Here is a 17241-nt window from a genome sequence, read left to right on the forward strand (position 1 = left end):
TATTGCATGCCTCACGCCATGGAAGCCCACCACCCCATCGATCTCCGCACGCAAGGCGTCACGGCAGCGCAGGCACCCCCAGTCCGCCGCCACTCACCAACCGGCCAGCGACGGACGCGGCAGGCGCGAACCCACAAAGCCGCCACCATTCCCGTTATACTCCCCGTCTTTCCACGGTGACCGGGGGTGGCATGTCCCACGACGTGATCCGCATCAAGGGCGCCCGCCAGAACAACCTCCGCAATCTCGACATCGACCTGCCCCTGGGCGAGCTGGTGGTGCTCACCGGGGTGTCCGGCTCGGGCAAGTCGTCCCTGGCCTTCGACACCGTGTACTCCGAGGGCCAGCGGCGTTACGTGGAGACCTTCTCGCCCTACGCGCGGCAGTTCCTGGACCGCATGGACAAGCCGGCGGTGGACGCCATCGAGGGCATCCCGCCCTCCATTGCCATCGACCAGAACAACCCGGTGCGCACGTCCCGCTCCACCGTGGGCACCATGACCGAGCTCAACGACCACCTGAAGCTGCTGTTCGCGCGCACGGCGCAGCTCTACTGCGGCGGCTGCGGCCAGCGCGTGCAGAAGGACGACCCGGAGAGCATTGCCGCGCGCCTGCTCGCCCGCGCCGAGGGGCAGCGGGCCATGGTGGTGGCCACGGTGGCCGTACCCAGGGGGCTCACCGCCAAGGAGCTGAAGGGGCTGCTGGAAAGCCAGGGCTACACCCGATTCCACAGGACGCTGAAGAACCGCGTGGAGGTGGTGGTGGACCGGGTGCGCCTGGCCGATGACCGGCGCGATCGCCTGGTGGAGGCGCTGGAATCCGGTCTGCACCTGGGCCGCGGCAACGTGGCCGTGCATCCGCTGGACGATGACCGCAAGCCGCTGGATCCCTGGCGCTTCTCCGCAGACTTCCACTGCGCCGACTGCGACATCCACTACCAGGCGCCCTCCTCCAGCCTGTTCTCGTTCAACTCGCCGGTGGGTGCCTGCGAGACCTGCCGCGGCTTCGGCCGGGTCATGGGCATCGACTACTCGCTGGTGATCCCGGACGAGAACAAGACTCTGGCCGAGGGCTGCATCCGCCCGTTCCAGTCCGGCCGCTCGGCGGAGTGCCAGACGGATCTCATGCGCTATGCGCGCCGGGCGGGCATTGCCACGGACATCCCCTGGAAGGACCTGCCTCAGCATCACCGCGACTGGGTGATCGAGGGCGAAGGCGGCTGGAACCAGCGCTGCTGGTACGGTGTGCGCCGCTACTTCGACTGGGTCGAGCGCAAGAGCTACAAGATGCACATGCGGGTGCTGCTCTCCCGCTACCGCAGCTACGACCGCTGCCCCGAGTGCGACGGCGCCCGCCTGAAACCAGAACCGCTGCTGTGGCGCGTGGGCGGACATGACGAGGTCGATCGCGTCGTGGCGCGGGACCATCGCTACCGGCCGCAGGGGGCGCGCCTGGAACACGAACGCTTCCTGGGTCTGCCGGGGCTCAACCTGCAGGACATGCTCAACCTGCCGCTGGGGCGCCTGCGAGAGTACTTCGATCACGTTCACCTGCCGGCGCCGCTGGACGAGGCCGCCGAACTCCTGCTCGACGGCATCCGCGGCCGCCTGCGGTATCTCACCCAGGTGGGGCTGGGCTATCTCACCCTGGACCGGCAGTCGCGCACGCTCTCCGGCGGCGAGGTCCAGCGCATCAACCTGACCACGGCGCTGGGCACGTCGCTGGTGAACACCCTGTTCGTGCTGGACGAGCCCAGCATCGGCCTGCACCCGCGCGACATGGGCCGCATCATCGAGGTGATGCATCGCCTGCGCGACGCCGGCAACTCGCTGCTGGTGGTGGAGCACGACCCGGACGTCATGCGCGCCGCCAACCGCATCCTCGACATCGGCCCCGGGCCGGGCGAGCGCGGCGGCAACATCGTCTGCTTCGACACCCCCGACACGGTGGCCGGCACCGAGGGCTCGCTCACCGGCGACTACCTGGCCGGCCGGCGCAGCGTCGCCGAGGCGCGACCAAGCGTCCGCCACGACCCGCCGGAACACTGGCTGCGCCTGCGGGGCGCCACCGAGCACAACCTGCAGGGGCTGGACGTGGACATCCCCCTGGAGCGGCTGGTGTGCGTCACCGGCGTCTCCGGTTCGGGCAAGTCGACCCTGGTCACCGACGTGCTCTTCGCCACCCTGGCCCGCCGCAAGGGCCACGCCACCAACCCGGCCGGCCACCTGGACTCACTGGAAGGCGACGAGCACCTGGACGATGTGGTGCTGGTGGACCAGTCCCCCATCGGCAAGACCACCCGCTCCAACCCGGCCAGCTACGTGGGCGCCTTCGAGGCGATCCGCAAGGCCTACGCCGCCGAGCCGCTGGCCAGGGAACGCGGCTACAAGCCCGGCACCTTCAGCTTCAACGGCGGCGCCGGACGTTGCCCCACCTGCGGCGGCAACGGCTTCGAGCACGTGGAGATGCAGTTCCTCTCCGACGTCTACATCCGCTGCCCGGACTGCGACGGCCGGCGCTACCGCGACGAGGTGCTGGAGGTGAAGCTGCCGCCGGCAGCCGGCGTGGACGACGCCCCCCGCTCCATCGCCGAGGCGCTGGAGCTCACGGTCACCGAGGCGGTGCGCTTTTTCGGCGACAGCCGCGAGATCCGCAACCGGCTGGAGCCGCTGGAGGCGGTGGGGCTCGGTTACATCAAGCTGGGCCAGCCCGTGCCGACGCTCTCCGGCGGCGAGGCCCAGCGGGTGAAGCTGGCCGGCCACCTGGGGGAAGCGGCCCGGCGGCGCAAGGGCCAGGGCCGCAACCTGTTTCTGTTCGACGAGCCCACCACCGGGCTGCACTTCGCGGACGTGGCGGTGCTGCTGCAGGCCTTCGAGCGGCTGCTGGAAGCGGGCCACTCGCTGATGGTGATCGAGCACAACCTGGACGTTATCGCCACGTCCGACTGGCTCATCGACCTGGGGCCGGAGGGCGGTGACCAGGGCGGTACCGTGGTGGCGGCGGGGACGCCGGATGCCGTGATGGCGGTGGAGGCGAGCCATACCGGCAAGGCGCTGCGGGATTACCGGGCAATCAACGGCCCTGTAGGAGCGGCGCAAGCCGCGACGCCGCCGGAGGCGGCGAATGGCGAGCTGACGGGCGACGGCGATGGGCAGCAGGCGATGGTCGCGGCTTGCGCCGCTCCTACAGAGGCATCTGCCGTCGCCGAGGCACCCGCCGCCTACCACCAGCCGAACGCCATCACCATTCACCACGCCCGGGAGCACAACCTCAAGAACATCGACATCCGCATTCCGCGCAACAAGCTCACGGTGATCACCGGCCTGTCCGGCTCCGGCAAGAGCACCGTGGCCTTCGACATCCTCTTCAACGAGGGGCAGCGGCGGTACCTGGAGTCGCTGAACGCCTACGCGCGGCAGATCGTGCAGCCCGCCAGCCGGCCGGACGTGGAGGCCATCTTCGGCATCCCGCCCACGGTGGCCATCGAGCAGCGCACCAGCCGCGGCGGGCGGAAGTCCACCGTGGCCACCATGACCGAGGTGCACCACTTCCTGCGGCTGCTATACGTGAAGCTGGGCACCCAGTACTGCCCGGACTGCGACGTGCCCATCCAGGCGCAGACGCCGGAGGCCATCTGCGCGCGCATCCTCTCGGACTACCGTGGCACGGAGATCACCCTGCTGGCGCCGCTCATCGCCGCACGCAAGGGCGTATACACGGATCTCGCCAAGTGGGCGGCCAACAAGGGGTTCGAACAGCTTCGGGTGGACAACGATTACCTGCCCACCGCCGACTGGCCGCGGCTGGACCGGTTCCGCGAGCACGATATCGACCTCCCGGTGGCCACGCTCACCGTGGACCCGGCCAACGAAAACGCCCTGCGCACCGCCGTTGAACACGCTCTCGAGTACGGCAAGCACACCCTGAAGCTCGCCGCGGGGGGCGCGACGGACGTGGTGTTCTCCAGCGAGCGCGCCTGCCCCTCCTGCGGCACCAGCTTCGAAGAACCGGACCCGCGGATGTTCTCCTACAACTCCAAGCACGGCTGGTGCCCGTCGTGCTTCGGCACCGGGCAGGTACTGCCGGGCTTCGACGCCGAGCAGACCGGCGAGGAGAACGCCTGGAACGAGGATGACGCCGAACCGGTGACCTGCCCCACCTGCGACGGCCAGCGGCTCAACCCGGTGGCGCTGGCGATGCGTTTCAAGGACCGCAACATCGCCGCCATTTCGGAACAGTCCGTGGCGAATGCCGCCGGGTGGGCCCAGCGCCTGACCCTGGAAGGCCGCGATGCGGCCGTCGCCCAGGACATCCTGCCGGAGCTGCGCAACCGGCTGGACTTCCTGCAGCAGGTGGGGCTGGGCTATCTCGCGCTGGACCGGGGCGCACCGACGCTCTCCGGCGGTGAGGCCCAGCGCATCCGCCTGGCCGCGCAGCTCGGCTCCAACCTCCAGGGGGTGTGCTACGTGCTGGACGAGCCCACCATCGGCCTGCACCCGCGGGACAACCGCATGTTGCTGGACACGCTCCAGCGCCTGGAGGGCAAGGGCAACACCATCGTGGTGGTGGAGCACGACGAAGACACCATCCGCCGCGCCGAACACGTCATCGACCTGGGCCCGGGAGCCGGGGTGAACGGCGGCCGCGTGGTGGCCGAGGGCACCGTGGACGCGCTGCTGAAGAACCCGGACTCCGTCACCGGCCGGGCACTGTCCAACCCGTTGCAGCACCCGCTGCGCGGCGAGCGGCGCGGCTTCCCGGCGGAGCAGACCCTGGCCGTGCGTCAGGCCAGCCTGCACAACCTGGCCGGGGTGGACGTGGACATCCCGCTGCAGCGGCTGGTGTGCGTCACCGGCGTGTCCGGCAGCGGCAAGTCGTCGCTGGTGCGGGGCGTGCTGCAGTCGGGGCTGAAGCGACTCACCGGCCGTCGCCCCAGCGACCCGGTGCCCACCCTCGACGGCTGCGCGGGCATCACCGGCGCGGGCTACGTGGACCGGGTGCTGGAAGTGGACCAGACCCCCATCGGCAAGACGCCGCGCTCCTGCCCGGCCACTTACATCGGCTTCTGGGACGACATCCGCCGGCTCTATGCCAATACCGAAGAGGCGCGGGTGCGCGGCTACAACGCCGGGCGGTTCTCGTTCAACACCAAGGACGGCCGCTGCCCCGGCTGCGACGGCCAGGGCGTGAAGAAGGTGGAAATGAGCTTTCTGCCGGACGTCACCGTGCCCTGCGAGCTGTGCTTTGGCCTGCGATTCACGCAGGAGACACTGGCGGTGACCTACAAGGACAAATCCATCGGCGACGTGCTCAAAATGAGCGTGGACGAGGCGGTGGAATTCTTCGGCGCCCACCCGAAAATCCACCATGCCCTGCAGCTCCTGCAGGCGGTGGGCCTGGGGTACCTCACCCTCGGGCAGCAGAGCCCGACACTGTCCGGCGGCGAAGCCCAGCGCATCAAGCTGGTCACCGAGCTGGCCAAGGCACGGCCGAACATGAAGGGTCGCCAGCAGCAGCACACGGTGTACGTGCTGGATGAACCCACCGTGGGCCTGCACATGGCCGACGTGGAGAAGCTCATCCACGTGCTCCACCGGCTGGTGGACGCCGGCAACACGGTGGTGCTCATCGAGCACAACCTGGACCTGATCGCCGAAGCGGACTGGCTCATCGATCTCGGACCGGAGGGCGGCGACGGCGGCGGCAATGTCGTCGCCCGGGGCGTCCCGGACGATGTCGCCGTCAAGGACGCCGGGCACTCCCATACAGCACGTATCCTGGCCGAGTTTCTCGGCGACGAAAGCGGCGACACTGTCGCCCCGACCCAACAGAAAAAATGAGAAAAAATTAGCTCAAACAGTCGGTTACCCAGAATCGTGAACGCCTTCACATAGCCCCTGAGACAGGGCGCACACCTCGCCTTTCCCCTGACCCATAGCATCGCAGGTCCTCTTTCCCTGTGGGCTAACGGGCCGTGTGGCCAGGAGTCGTGTGTGCTTGTCGACATTCTTTCCAGCAGATCTTCCCGGACTCGTTCCGGGCTTGCCGCGGTGGGCGTGAGCCTGTCGCTCATCCTTGGCGGTTGCATCGACAACGGCGGAGGCTTCGACAACCCCGGCAACGGCGATTCTGCCCATAGCTACGGCGGCGCGTCCGGCTCTGGTGACGGCGAAGTCACCCTGAGCTGGGAGCGGCCCACGTCGCGAGAGGACGGGACCACGTTCATGGCAAGCGAAGTGGACCACTACGAGATCGCCTACGGCAGCAGCAGTGATGACTACACGGAGACCTTCGAAACGGCGAACACGTCCGCCCGCATCAACTCGCTGCCCACTGGCGAAAGCTACTACTTCACGGTGCGTGTCCGCGACACCAGCGGCCTGATCAGTGAGTTTGCGCCGGAAATCTCTGCGACGGTCGACTAGTGTCCTGACCGCACCGGCTCATCGATACCGGACCGACCTCACGGATTCTGGCCGGGTTTCTCGGCGACGGGGCGACACCACTGTCCCCGAGACCCGACACTCTCGCCGAAAAGTGTGAACTCGAACAAGTTATTACCCAGGAGAGTGAACGGGTTCACACCCCCCCTGCGACGGCCAACACACTCCCTGCTCCTCCCGGTGCCTAGCATCACAGGCCTTCCTTCCCTGTGAGCGAACGGCCCCTGTGGCCAGGAGCAAGACGTGTTTCCAATCTTCAATATCAACAACTGCGCCCGAAGCCCGGCGCTGCTTACCGCCCTGGCCCTGAGCCTTGCCATGGGCCTCGCCGGCTGCGTCGAGGAAAGCGACGGTGGCGAAACGGACACCCTTATCGAGGATGGCCGCGAGACCGGGTCCGACAACGGCTCCGGTGAAACCGAGACGCCCCCGGAAGATGAGGACGATGACGACTCCGGCAGCACACCCCCGGACGATGCCACGGAAGAGGACGGGGACCAGGACGACGGCTCCGCCGGCGGCTCGGACGGTGCTCTTCCCCCGGAAGACGATACTGACGACGGCCAGAATGACGAAGAGGGCTCCGACGAGGGCTCTGATGAAGGCTCCGATGACGAGGGCGATGACGGCTCCAGCGACGACGAAGACGCCACCAGCGGCGAAGTCACACTCTCCTGGGAGCCCCCGACATCCCGGGAGGATGGATCGGATTTCATGGCCGCTGAAGTGGGCTACTACGAAGTGGCGTACGGCCCGGAGCCCGGCGAGTATGCACAGACCTTCGAAACCATCAACACATCGGCGAAGATCAACGCCCTGAACGCCGGTGCCACCTACTACTTCACCGTGCGCGTCCACGATGACGGCGGCCTGACCAGCGAGTACGCGACGGAGGTTTCAAAGACGATCAACTAAGCATCTCGAGCGCGCCAAGGCGCTGACCGGCCCGCGAAGATGATCCTTGACCCGACGTACTACACTGGACAGTGAGGTTCGCGGAAACGAAGAAAGGAGGAGAGCAACGATGAGTGCATACAAGATCGTTGAAATCATCGGCACCAGCCCGAAATCCTGGGAAGACGCAGCCAACAACGCCATACAGGTGGCTCGCAAGTCCATTCGCCACATGCGCGTTGCCGAGGTTCGGGAGTTCGATCTCAACCTCAATGATGACGGCAGTATTTCCGAGTACCGCGTGAAGGTGGACGTCTCCTTCAAGTACGAGGACTGACGGCCCGCCCGCACCGTGGCCAGGGCACACCGCCCGTGGCCATGGTGCGGTCGAGCAACCGCCGGGTGGATAGGGACATTCGCCCGATCCGGGTGATCACCCGCCCCTCATTCAAACCCGTTGTATCGAGGAAACCCGGCCGCATAGCAGGTCGGTGAAGAGTTCTCTCCGGACTGCACCTGCAACCGCTCCTGCAGCACCCGGGCCAGCACCACGGCATTATTCCGCTCGCGGTCCCGGGCTGCGAACAGAAGCGTCAGTGGCCCGTCACCGGCGCGGACCAGGAGGTTGTCCAGGGCGGCTGGCCGCTCCGCGAGTTCGCCGCGATAACGCTGCCGGAACAGCGGCCAGCGCTGCGGCTCGTGCCCGTACCACTTGCGCAGTTCCGTGGATGGCGCCAGCTCGGGTAACCAGACATCCAGCGCAGCGTCTGCCTTGCGGATGCCGCGGGGCCAGAGGCGATCCACCAGGACACGCATGCCATCACCCGGTTCCGGCGGATCGTGAATGCGTCGGACACGGATCTCCATGTCACCCTCCCGGCACGGACCCGTGCCGTTCAGTCCGGTGCGGTCGCCTCCTCGTAACCGTAGACCATGAGGATGAACGCGTAGCGATAGGCCACTTCCTCGAGGAAGTCGAACCGTCCGCCGGGGCCACCGTGCCCCGCACTCATGTTGGTGCGCAGGAGCAGCAGGTTGTTGTCCGTCTTCATCTCGCGGAGCCGCGCCACCCACTTGGCCGGTTCCCAGTAGGTGACCCGTGGATCGGACACCCCGGCGGTGACCAGCAGATGCGGGTAAGGCTGTTCACGAACGTTGTCGTACGGTGAATACGAGAGAATCGTACGGTAGGCGGTCTCGTCCTCGATGGGGTTGCCCCACTCCGGCCACTCCGGCGGCGTCAGGGGCAGCGTCGGGTCAAGCATGGTGTTGAGCACGTCCACGAAGGGCACGTCGGCCACAGCGGCGTGGAAGAGTTCCGGGCGCTGGTTGACCACCGCCCCCACCAGCATGCCCCCGGCACTGCCGCCGTGCGCCGTGATCCGCCCGGCACTGGTATAGCCGGCCTGGATCAGGCGCTCCGCGCAGGCAATGTAGTCACTGAAGGTATTGGGCTTGGCTTCCAGCTTGCCGTTCCGGTACCAGCGGTAGCCGCGATCCTTGCCGCCACGGACATGGGCCACGGCATAGACCAGACCGCGGTTGACCAGGCTCAGGCGCAGAGGCGAGAAACCGGGCAGATCGGTCATGCCGTAGGAGCCGTAGCCGTACAGGAGCAACGGCGTCGCCGGCCCCGGTGTGACGTCGCGATGGTGGAACAGGGAGATCGGGACCTGTTCGCCGTCCGGGGCGGTGGCGTACAGCCGCCGGATGACGTAGGCCTCCGGGTCGTGGCCGCTGGGGATTTCCTGCTCCTTGCGCAACAGGCGGCCGCGGGTGGCCATGTCGTAGTCGTACACCCGGGCCGGCGTGCCGAAGGAGCTATAGCTGAACCGCATGGTGGCCGTATCGAACTCGAATCCCGGGATCACTCCCAGGTCGTAGCATTCCTCATCCAGCGCCACCGTATGCTCCTCGCCGGTGGCGAACGCCCGTACCACAATGGCCGGCAGTGCATCGCCGATCTCCATGCGGACCAGGTAGTCCTGGTAGACCACCATACCCTGGATCAGTCGACCCCCGCGATGCGGGACCACATCCGTCCAGGCCTCCGGCTCCGGTGCGTCCAGCGGCGCACTGACAATCCGGAAGTCCTCGGCGCCGCGATTGGTGAGCACGAGCCAGCTGTCACCGTGATCCGAGGCTTCATACTCCACTCCCGGCTCCCGGGCCAGCAGCAGGCGCGGCTCGGCATCCGGCTTGTCCGCGGGAATGGCACGGACCTCGCTGGTCACATGGTCGTGGCTGGAAATGAGCACGAAACGACCGCTCTCGGTCCTGTCCACGCCGACGAAGAAGCCGTCGTCCGGCTCCTCGTAGATCATGGCGTCCTGTTGCGATGGCGTCCCGAGCCGATGCCGATAGATCCACTTGGGGCGGTGCTCCTCGTCCAGCACCGTGTACCAGAGGGTGCGCCCGTCCCCGGACCAGGCAAAGTCACCGCGGGCATCGGCGATACGTTCGTCCAGATCGTTACCGCTCGCCAGGTCGCGGAGACGGATGGTCCAGCTTTCCGCGCCGGACAGATCCACGGCGTATGCCAGGTAGCGGTGATCGGGGGAATGCTCGGCACCGCCAAGACGGAAGTAGCCGTGGCCGGACGCGGCCTCATCACCGTCCAGCAGAATCTCTTCCGGGGCGTCCTCGCTGCCATGCCGGCGGCACAGGATCGGGTGTTGCCCCCCTTCGCGGTAGCGACTGTAGTAGAAGAACGGTCCGTCCTTCGCCGGCACGGAGCTGTCATCCTCGCGGATACGGCCGCGCAGTTCACCGAACAATCGCTGCCGGAAGGCCTCCGTGGGCGCCATCACCGCCTCGGTGTAGGCGTTCTCCGCCTCCAGGTGGGCACGGATGGCACCCGACAGGCGCTGGGGATCGCGCATAGCCTCCCGCCAGTGGGGATCCCGCAGCCAGGCGTAGGGATCCTCGCGGCGATGACCGTGGTACTCCGTCACAACCGGTTGTCGGGCGGCCATGGGCGGTTGCGGCAGGGTGACTTGATTCATGCTGCGCGCCTCGCAGGGTGTTCAGGCATTGCCGGGCGTCATGTCGCCGGGGGATTCGTAGTACTCGCTGCTGCGGGCCAGCTCGTCCACCAGCTGCTGCAGCGCCTGCAGACGCCACTCGGGCGTACGCAAAGGGGCGCAATCCGGGCAGCGTGGGTCATCACAGGGCTCGCGGGTGTAGAGCCAGTAGTGGATGGCACCGGAGAGCAGACCGTCGGCGATGTCCTGGAGATTCGCCTGCTCGTTCTGCTCCGCAATCCGGTTACCGAGATCCACGGCACCCTGGGCCGCATGATCGACTATCTGCTCTTCGTCCTGCATGGGGGAACTCCGTGGCAAAACTCGAGTCCGGGACTCCGTGTGCGGGGGAGTTTAACAACTCCGCAGGCCTGTGGGCGGCGGATGTTGTGCACAATGCCGGCAGGAACCTGTCAACCCCTCGCCGACTTTCGGAATGGTGTCCAACGACACCTGATCAAAGCCTGGACAAATACTTATCTATTTGATTTTACAGCACTTAACCTGTGGTGCCGAAATGTTCATCAATCTGACACAAAGCCGGCAGTGATGGGGTCTGCAGCTCTGCTTGGACGTGTTGTCCACACTCTTATCCACAGGAAATGTGGACAAGCGTAAAGGAAACACTGAAGAATCCCCCTTGCCAGCACAGGAGAGGAGACCAGCATGGACACCATCACCTGGGATCAGTTCGCCGCCGTGGAGTTGCGCGCCGGCACCATAACGGCCGCGGACCCCTTCCCCGAGGCACGGCAGCCCGCATACAAGCTCCAGGTGGACTTCGGGCCAGACATCGGCACACTGCGCTCCAGCGCCCAGCTCACCGACCGCTACAGGGCGGAAGCCCTGGTGGGGCGGCAGATACTGGCGGTGGTCAACTTCCCCGCCAAGCAGATCGGGCCCATGCGCTCCGAGTGCCTGGTCACCGGCTTCTACGCCGACGACGGCAGTGTGGTCCTGGCCGTGCCGGACCAGCCCGTGCACAACGGCGCGCGCCTGGGGTAACCGCGGGCATGCCCCCGGGGCCAGCGGTGCCGGTACGGCCCCACGGACGCCATGACTGTGGAAATCCGCAAAAGCACATGGTCAGCGGGGAGTTTTTCTGCTTTAGGGAAACGCTGATTTATTCGCCTGCTGCCGTTCCGCGTGCAGGCCTGAGTTGAGATACTAAGCCCTGGTGCACAGCAGCGAGTCCGAGACCGATGCAGCGAAGCTTCTCTGATCTTGAGTACGCCGGGAAGAAGAAGGTCACCCGCCGGGAGCGATTCCTCAACGGCATCGACGCCGTCGTACCGTGGGCGGCGCTGGTTGCCGAGCTCGAAGCCTTCTACCCGAAGGGCGGCAAGCGCGGTCGACCGCCGATTGGCCTGGAGCGGATGCTGCGGATGTACATCGCGCAGCAGTGCTTCGGGCTCTCGGACGAAGGCATCGAGGACGCCATCTACGACAGCCAGGCGATCCGGCAGTTTGTTGGTATCGACCTGGCCCGAGAGGACGCCCCGGATGCGACCACGCTGCTCAAGTTCCGGCGTCTGTTGGAGCGCCACGGGCTCACCCGCACCATCTTCGAAGCCATCAACGCGCACCTTGCCGAACAGGGCCTGATGCTGCGCGAGGGCACCATTGTTGATGCCACGCTGATTGCCGCGCCGCCATCGACGAAGAACCGGGACAGCGCCCGGGATCCGGAGATGCACCAGACCAAGAAGGGCAACCAGTACTACTTTGGCATGAAGGCGCATGTGGGCAGCGATGCCCACACTGGTCTCGTTCACTCGTTGAAGAGCACGGCGGCCAACGTGGCCGACGTCACCCAGACGCATCACCTGCTCCACGGTGATGAAGCCGATGTCTTCGGCGACTCGGGCTACCAGGGCGCGGACAAGCGCGCCGAGACCGTGGGCACTGAGGTTGACTGGCACATTGCCATGAAGCGCGGTCAGCGCCGAGCACTCACCACCAGCAGTCTCGACCGGCTGCGGGACGCCACTGAGCAGGCCAAGGCGAAAGTACGGGCGCGTGGCGAGCATGCTTTCCATGTGGTCAAGAACCTCTTCGGGCATCGCAAGGTGCGCTATCGCGGCATTGCCAAGAACGAAGCGCAGCTCTTTGCGCTGTTCGGTCTTGCGAATCTGGTGCTCGCGCAGCGACGAATGCCGGCGCTCCAAGGGAGGACTCCGTCCTGAGGGCGGAAATCGAGGCGGGAAGACCGCCTCGATAGGTGAAATCAGGCCGAAATGGCCTCGGTTCCGGCCGATATCCGTCTTCGGCAACCAGTTTTGGGCGCTGAGAAGGCATTAGATCAGCGCTTCCTTAGTTGTCATGCATGGGGGCCACAACCACCGGACCCTCGTGTTCATGCGGTTGCCGTAGGCGAACCGCCCGAGCACCAACACCGCAGTTGTCGGAGGCATGCAGTGGGCAACGGAGCGCCGGATACCGGATGGGCGACGGCGGCACGGCAACCGGTCGCCAGGCAACACCCCCATCCCGAGCTGACGCCCGTCCTCGAGTGGCTGCGCCGGGACTGCGGGGCGGAATCGGCACTGGTTACGGAAACGTCCGGCGAACACCTGCAGCTTCTGGGAGCGGCAAACCCGCCGCAGTGGCTGAAGGCCCTGCTGGAGCGCCTGCCGCGCAGTTCGCCGGCGGCTTCGACAACGTCCACCACCGGTGAGCTGGGCCTGGTCCAGTACGAGCACCACGTGACGCTGATGCCCCTGGGTCGGCACGACGGTGCCTCCCAGATCCTGTGCCTGATCCATGCGGAAGGCAACAATCCGGGCACGACGACGGAACCCGACGCCACTGCCATTGCGGCCCTCAGGGAGCATCTGCATCGCCTGCTACGCGCGCGGGAAGAGGCGCGGGCACAGACGGCACATCTGGCCCGGGCGGAGCTCCTGCAGGACACCCTCAACGCCCTGGAAACGCCACTCTCTGCCTGCGACAGCAGGGGCCGGATCCTGGCCGTCAACGATGCCCTGTGCCATTTGCTGGAGGCGCGCCGCAGCGACGTGGTCGGCCATAGCGTGGACGAGTTCCTGGGCGGCGACGCCACGGCCCTGATGGAGCACCTGCATCAGCAGCCTGCCGGTGATGCGCTGGCTCGCCACCGCCGCTGGCGGGTGCGGGACAAGCAGGGGCGCGACCTGGACATCACCGTGCGGCCCTGCGGCCCGATCCGGGACGAGTCCGCGGACCGGCCCCCGGAGCGGCTCCTGCTGCGCTGGCGCTACGCGGCGGTAGGCAGGGGCGGAACCTTCCTGCGCGATGCCCGGGCCATGATCCTGGAACGGGTGGCGCGGCGGGAGCCGGTCACCACGACGCTGAGCGCCATTTGCGAGCTGGCGGCCGGCTACTGGCCGGAGACGCTGGCGATCATCTCGGTGCCCCGCCCCCAGGGCGGCCGGCTGCTGGTGGCACCGGACCTGCCCCCCCATTTCCGCCGGGGCCTGGAAGACCACCATGACTTCGAGCCGGGAGAGAGCCTGTGTGCCACCGTGGCGGCAACCGGCGAGCGCCATGTCTGTGCCGACGTCCGCTCGGAGGATCGCTGGCCGGACTACAGCTGGTTCGCCGTCGCCCACGGCATTCATGCCGTCTGGGGTGAACCACTGCGGATCCAGAGCGGCGCAACAGTCGGCGTGCTCACCCTGTTCCGTCGTCAACCGGGGCCACCGGACAGCGGTCAGCTCGACACCATGCGACGGCTTGCGGAGCTCGCCGCCGTGACCGTCAGCCACGCCGATTTCCTGGAGGAACTGGAATCCCAGGCCTTCCACGATGGCCTGACCGGCCTGCCCAACCGCCGGCTGCTCAGCGACCGTCTCGCGCATCAGATCAGGCAGGCCCGCCGCACCCGCCGCCCCGTTGGGGTGTTGCTACTTGACGTGGACGGCTTCAAGGCTGTCAATGACCAGTACGGTCACGAGGCCGGGGACGAACTGCTCTGCCGGCTGGCCGAGGCCTTTGCCTCGGTGCTGCGCCCCGGTGATACCCTGGCGCGGCTGGGCGGGGACGAGTTCGTGGTGGTCGCACCGCTGGGACGGCCCACGGATGCCACCTCCATCGCCGAAAAACTCATTGGCGCCAGCGAAACCGCGGGCGGGGACTACGACATTGGCCTCAGTGTCGGCATCAGCCTGTTTCCCGATCACGGCGACAGCGAGCGGCCGCTGCTGCATCGGGCCGATCGCGCCATGTACCAGGCCAAGCGCAAGGGCAAGCACCGCTGGTCCGTGTACGCAGAGCGCAAACGTCCCCGCTGACCATTCACCCGTCATTGACCCGGCACGGAGAACGTCCATGCACCGTTTCCTGACGGCCGCACTGCTGCTCGCCGTTGCCTCCGCGCAGGCTGCGGCAGAACGGCACGACAGCGAGGAACACAGCTTCCGCGTCACCACCGTTACCGATGGCCTGGAGCATCCCTGGGCGCTCGCCTTCCTGCCCGACAACCGCATGCTGATCACCGAACGGCCCGGTCGGCTGCTGGTACTCGACCCGGACAGCGGCGAGCGAACCCCGGTGGATGGCGTACCGGAGGTCTCCAGCATCAACCAGGGCGGGCTGCTGGATGTGGTGCTGCACCCCGACTACGACGACAACGGCTGGATCTATTTCAGCTACGCCGCCGGCGGCGACGACGGCCATGCCACCCAGGTCAGCCGGGCCCGCCTGGAGGATGCCCGCCTGGTGGATCGTGAGGATCTGTTTGTCGCCACGCCGTTCATGCCGGGCGGCCGTCACTTCGGCTCCCGACTCGCCTTCGACGAGGCCCGCCACCTCTACATCACCACCGGCGATCGCGGCGAGCGCGAGCACGCCCAACGCCTGGATGGCCACCTGGGCAAAGTGGTCCGCCTCACCGACGACGGCCAGATCCCCGACGACAACCCGTTTCTGGACCAGGACGCGCAACCCGGTCTCTACACCACCGGCCACCGTAATGCCCAGGGGCTGGCCCGCCACCCGGATACCGGCGTCATGTGGCTGCACGAGCACGGCCCCCGGGGCGGTGACGAGATCAACATCCTTCAGGGAGGCCTGAACTACGGCTGGCCGGAGACCACCTTCGGCCGTGAATACTTCGGCCCGCGTATCGGGCCGGAGCCGCCTGTGGAAGGGTTCGAACCTCCCGTCCACCACTGGACGCCTTCCATCGCCCCGTCCGGGATGGCGTTCTACACCGGCAATGCCTTCCCGGACTGGCAGGGTGACCTGTTCGTGGGTGCCCTGGCCCACACCCACCTGGCGCGGGTCGTGCTCGACGGCGAGGAGGTCGTCCACGAGGAGCGCCTGCTGGATGACCGCAACGACCGTATCCGCGACGTGCGCCAGGGCCCGGACGGCAATCTCTACGTGCTCGTGGACGCCGGCAGCGCCCCCCTGTTACGGATCGAACCGGCGGAGTGAGCCGCCGTTCACCGCGCACTGCCTCGCGCCGCCACTGCATGGCGCCGGCCCGAGGCGGTATCATCGGAGGCACCAATCCAACCAACCGGGGGGCGGATGCGGATTATCGTGATCGGCGCGGGGGTGCTGGGAGTCACCACCGCCTGGTACCTGGCCCGCGACGGACACGAAGTAACGGTCCTCGACCAGGCCGCACGGCCCGGCGAGGAAACCAGCTTCGCCAACGGCGGACTGCTCCACGCCAGCCACGCCGAGCCCTGGAATGCGCCCGGCGTGGTCTGGCAGCTGCTGCGCTGGATCGGTCGGGAGGACTCCCCTCTGCTGCTCCGGCCGGGGCAGATCCCGCGCCTTGTGGGTTGGGGCCTGGGCTTCCTGCGTAACAGCACGACGGCACGCTTCGAGCGACACACGGCGGTCAACGCCGCGCTGGCGGTCTACAGCCTGCAGCAGCTGCAGGAACTGCGCCGCAGTACGGGCATCCACTACGACGAAGCGCAACACGGGATCCTCAAGATCTTCCACGATCAGCAGGCCATGGACGGCACCCGGCATTCGTCGGAATTGATGGCCCCCCTGGGAGTACGCCACTCGGTACTGGACAGCCGCCAGACCATCGCCCTGGAGCCGTCGCTGGAGGAGTCCCGGGAGCAGATCCTCGGCGGCATCTATTACCCGGACGATGAAAGCGGCGATGCGCGGCTGTTCACGGAACGTCTCGCGGCCCTGGCGGAGCACGAAGGCGTCGGCTTCCGCTTCGGGACCACGGTGAAGAACATCGAGGTCAGGAACGGGCGCTGGCGCGCCGTGGAGATCGAGCATGAACGCCTGGAGGCGGACGCCTGCGTGATCGCGGCAGGCAACGGTGCCAAGGCGCTGGCCGCGCAGGCGGGCATGCGGCTGCCGATCTATCCCGTCAAGGGCTACTCCGTCACCCTGCCGCTGCAGGGCTGGCGCAATCCGCCCACCATTCCGCTGATCGACGATGCCCGCAAGGTGGTGATCACCCTGCTGGGGGACCGGATCCGCCTGGCCGGTACGGCGGAGTTTGCCGGCTACGACACCTCGCTGCATACCCGGCGCGCCGCCACGGTGCTGCGCCAGGCCGCCAGCGTATACCCCAGCCTGGGCGAACACGCCGAACAATGCGAACCCGCCTACTGGACCGGCCTGCGCCCCATGACCATGGACGGCCCGCCGATCCTGGGCCCCTCCCCGGTGGACGGCCTGTATCTCAATGCCGGCCCCGGTCATCTGGGCTGGACCTTCGCCTGCGGGTGCTCCCGGATCGTGGCGGATGTTGTTAGCGGCCGTGAGCCGGCGCTGAACCTGGACGGCATGGATCTGCAGCGCTTCCGGCGCTGAGCACCCTCGGCACATCGGCGACACGCACGGAAAAACGACCGGACCGCTGGGGCGCGGCCCGGCCGAAGTCGGGGGAGTCTGTCGCTGACGGTGACGGCAAC

The 17241-nt window shown here is 67.2% G+C and carries 12 protein-coding genes; 9 read left to right on the forward strand and 3 right to left on the reverse strand.

Annotated elements, in window-relative coordinates:
* Positions 1-191 precede the first annotated feature (191 nt).
* The 4 genes from uvrA to KU884_RS14850 all read left to right on the forward strand — a co-directional run bounded on the left by uvrA (position 192) and on the right by KU884_RS14850 (position 7674).
* A complete protein-coding gene (uvrA, locus tag KU884_RS14835) occupies positions 192-5840 on the forward strand; it encodes an excinuclease ABC subunit UvrA (RefSeq protein ID WP_167783354.1) in 5649 nt (1882 codons plus the stop codon).
* A gap of 153 nt (positions 5841-5993) precedes the next feature.
* On the forward strand, positions 5994-6425 hold the full coding sequence (locus KU884_RS14840) for a fibronectin type III domain-containing protein (RefSeq protein WP_167783355.1): 432 nt from the start codon (positions 5994-5996) through the stop codon (positions 6423-6425).
* Between the two features lie 261 nt (positions 6426-6686).
* Complete coding sequence (locus KU884_RS14845) at positions 6687-7358, forward strand: fibronectin type III domain-containing protein (protein WP_167783356.1); 672 nt, start codon at positions 6687-6689, stop codon at positions 7356-7358.
* A gap of 109 nt (positions 7359-7467) precedes the next feature.
* A complete protein-coding gene (locus KU884_RS14850; protein ID WP_167783357.1) occupies positions 7468-7674 on the forward strand; it encodes a dodecin family protein in 207 nt (68 codons plus the stop codon).
* A gap of 107 nt (positions 7675-7781) precedes the next feature.
* Here KU884_RS14850 and KU884_RS14855 read toward each other — a convergent pair whose 3' ends face one another.
* The 3 genes from KU884_RS14855 to KU884_RS14865 are packed head-to-tail and all read right to left on the reverse strand — an operon-like array spanning position 7782 to position 10663.
* Positions 7782-8204 carry a DUF488 domain-containing protein gene (locus KU884_RS14855; RefSeq protein ID WP_167783358.1) on the reverse strand — a complete coding sequence of 141 codons (423 nt, stop codon included), beginning with the start codon at positions 8202-8204 and terminating at the stop codon, positions 7782-7784.
* 29 nt (positions 8205-8233) lie between these two features.
* Positions 8234-10342: a S9 family peptidase gene (locus KU884_RS14860; protein ID WP_167783359.1), complete on the reverse strand. Its 2109-nt coding sequence runs from the start codon at positions 10340-10342 to the stop codon at positions 8234-8236.
* Positions 10343-10363: 21 nt separating this feature from the next.
* Positions 10364-10663 carry a hypothetical protein gene (locus KU884_RS14865; protein ID WP_167783360.1) on the reverse strand — a complete coding sequence of 100 codons (300 nt, stop codon included), beginning with the start codon at positions 10661-10663 and terminating at the stop codon, positions 10364-10366.
* A 363-nt stretch (positions 10664-11026) separates the two neighbouring features.
* Between KU884_RS14865 and KU884_RS14870 the strand changes: the two genes are divergently transcribed.
* The 5 genes from KU884_RS14870 (at position 11027) to KU884_RS14890 (ending at position 17140) form a co-directional block, all read left to right on the forward strand.
* The gene (locus KU884_RS14870) at positions 11027-11365 is read left to right on the forward strand and encodes a tRNA-binding protein (protein ID WP_167783361.1); all 339 of its coding nucleotides are present in this window, start codon (positions 11027-11029) and stop codon (positions 11363-11365) included.
* Between the two features lie 197 nt (positions 11366-11562).
* The gene (locus tag KU884_RS14875) at positions 11563-12546 is read left to right on the forward strand and encodes an IS5 family transposase (RefSeq protein ID WP_167781994.1); all 984 of its coding nucleotides are present in this window, start codon (positions 11563-11565) and stop codon (positions 12544-12546) included.
* 231 nt (positions 12547-12777) lie between these two features.
* Complete coding sequence (locus tag KU884_RS14880) at positions 12778-14631, forward strand: diguanylate cyclase domain-containing protein (RefSeq protein WP_167783362.1); 1854 nt, start codon at positions 12778-12780, stop codon at positions 14629-14631.
* 37 nt (positions 14632-14668) lie between these two features.
* On the forward strand, positions 14669-15778 hold the full coding sequence (locus KU884_RS14885) for a PQQ-dependent sugar dehydrogenase (RefSeq protein ID WP_167783363.1): 1110 nt from the start codon (positions 14669-14671) through the stop codon (positions 15776-15778).
* 96 nt (positions 15779-15874) lie between these two features.
* Positions 15875-17140 carry a D-amino acid dehydrogenase gene (locus KU884_RS14890; protein ID WP_167783364.1) on the forward strand — a complete coding sequence of 422 codons (1266 nt, stop codon included), beginning with the start codon at positions 15875-15877 and terminating at the stop codon, positions 17138-17140.
* The last annotated feature ends 101 nt before the right edge of the window (positions 17141-17241 follow it).

The organism is Aquisalimonas sp. 2447, assembly GCF_012044895.1.
In the GTDB taxonomy this organism is placed as follows: domain Bacteria; phylum Pseudomonadota; class Gammaproteobacteria; order Nitrococcales; family Aquisalimonadaceae; genus Aquisalimonas.